A 2,233-nucleotide genomic window follows, 5' to 3' on the forward strand; every position below is an offset into this window, starting at 1 on the left:
CCTTTACATTTCCGTTAATCATATCGCTAATTTTTTTGTCTATTGTAAACATTAAACCGACAGCATCTGACAATCATATCCTATAACTGAATTTGTTCATATATGGTAAAATGTATCCATCGCTGATATGTCCACCTTTGTAATTTTTATAACAGCAAAATTACAACTAGACTTATACAACATGATTCAAAACAAAATGAAGGAGTGTTTTAAGTGAAAGGACATATTCGAAAAAGAGGAAATAAATATTGCATCGTTATTGATATCGGCCCTGATCCAGAGACAGGAAAAAGAAGACAGAAATGGTTTTCTGGATATAAGACAAAAAAAGAAGCACAGGCTGATGTGGCAAAGAAAATTACAGAGTTGAATGAAGGAACTTTTATAGAACCATCTAAAGTTACGTTAAAGGATTATCTAAATCATTGGCTAGAAATTAAAAGTATGAGCATAGAAAAGAGTACCTTTGCTGGCTATAAGGCATTTATCAACCAACATGTTATACCTAGTATAGGAATGGTTGCGCTCCATAAATTAAATGTTATACACATTCAAAAATGTTATAAGACTGCGATAGATAAAGGGATTGCAAATAATTCTATTCTGCTTATGCATAGAATTTTAAAGAGCGCTTTAAACCTTGCCGTAAAACAAAATATTATTTCTCGAAATCCAGCAGATTTTGCTGAGATACCTAAAAAAGAAAAAACCCCTATCCAGACTTGGACAGAGGAAGAAGTAAAAAAGTTTTTAGCTCATTCACAAGAATCACGATATCACATTGGGTATCTACTTGCAATAACTACAGGTATGCGTCTGGGAGAAGTTCTAGGTTTACGATGGCAGGACATTGATTTTGAAAAACATACTGTTACAATAAATCAAACATCTGGTCATGATAATAAAATCAAAAGAACTGCAAAAACAAATTCATCAAAACGCACAATTCCTGTACCTAATGAAACAATAGCAGCCTTAAAAAAACATAAAATTTTAATCAATAAAGAGAAATTAAGGTTTGGTTCTGCTTATCTAGATCAAGATTTAATAAATTGTAATGAGTTTGGAAGAATCATAAAAAGAGCACATTTCAGAAAAAGTTTCATTAGGATGACACACAAAGTAGGTATAAAAGAAATTAAATTCCATGATTTAAGACATACACACGCAACTTTACTATTGAAACAAGGAGTTAACCCTAAAATCATCAGTGAGCGATTAGGCCATACAGATATTTCAATGACATTAAGTGTCTATTCTCATGTGTTACCGAATATGCAAGAAGAGGCTGTTAAAAACTTCGGTAAAAGTATCTTTGGATAACTTATGTTTGCAAAATGTTTGCATTTCATCAAAAAAAGTCAAACAAACGTTGTCATATCAAGGTTTGTTTGACCTATCATCTTATATTCTTGATAAAATCTCCGAATCCCTATTGAAATATTTAATAATGGAGCGTTCTCACCACCGCGGGTTATGCATTGAAATCGATATACATAGGAGAAAAAATCTTGTGTTTTTTCATCTTTTATCGGCTCTGACATCGCCTCACAAATATTTTGTGATCTAAGAGGAGAAAAATAGAATTCTTCTTCATTTGTATTTTCTAAATATATAGGACGCTCACAAAAAATATGTGAGATTAAAGCGGGTATCCACTTAGAATACGTTTCATTATCATGTAGTACTGGCAAATTAGAAATCAAATCGGATTGCCATTCATATTTTGGTGGTTCTACTAATCTATTTGGCTTCCAATCATGAATAATCTCATACCAACTTTGAAAAATATAATCGAGCTGCTCTTGTTTAATAGGTTCTTTTGATACAATCCATGGTGTATTTTCATTTAATACGTACGGATTATGCTGAATAAACAATATATCTGAAAACATATCATACAATCTTTCATTCAAACGTTTCAACTTACTCGTTAATAAAAATGTCTTATAATGTATCTCTACGATGTCCAGCCATTCAATAGGAAAGTATATAAATGATACCTTTTCATTTAAAAGGGGTTCTACTATATTTTCAAATGTTAGCAGCCTTAATTTTTTCATAAAATGATTCCTTCCTTTCTTCAGTTGTCTTGATTATCAAAAAGCTAGAACAATAGTTACTTAATCTAATCCATTTAAATCAAGTATTTAAAAGAAAAGTAAAAACTATTTATCTGAATAAAACATTATCAAATCGACTCTTTTAACAATTAAAAGTAATTATCATATAC

General features: G+C 30.7%; 2 protein-coding genes. One reads left to right on the top strand and one right to left on the bottom strand.

Annotated features, from left to right (window positions below; genetic code table 11):
• The first annotated feature begins 213 nt into the window (after positions 1-213).
• Positions 214-1,323 carry a tyrosine-type recombinase/integrase gene (locus tag ABWK52_RS29425; RefSeq protein WP_098541265.1) on the top strand — a complete coding sequence of 370 codons (1,110 nt, stop codon included), beginning with the start codon at positions 214-216 and terminating at the stop codon, positions 1,321-1,323.
• A gap of 38 nt (positions 1,324-1,361) precedes the next feature.
• Here the strand turns inward: ABWK52_RS29425 and ABWK52_RS29430 are convergent, their stop codons facing one another.
• Complete coding sequence (locus ABWK52_RS29430; RefSeq protein WP_000736195.1) at positions 1,362-2,063, bottom strand: pPIWI_RE module domain-containing protein; 702 nt, start codon at positions 2,061-2,063, stop codon at positions 1,362-1,364.
• Positions 2,064-2,233 lie beyond the last annotated feature (170 nt).

It is taken from the genome of Bacillus sp. AP50, from assembly GCF_040492675.1.
GTDB lineage: Bacteria > Bacillota > Bacilli > Bacillales > Bacillaceae_G > Bacillus_A > Bacillus_A cereus.

Excerpts from the sequence above, each read along its gene's own strand:
- ABWK52_RS29430 (WP_000736195.1), bottom strand. The coding sequence starts at position 2,063 with ATGAAAAAATTAAGGCTGCTAACATTTGAAAATATAGTAGAACCCCTT.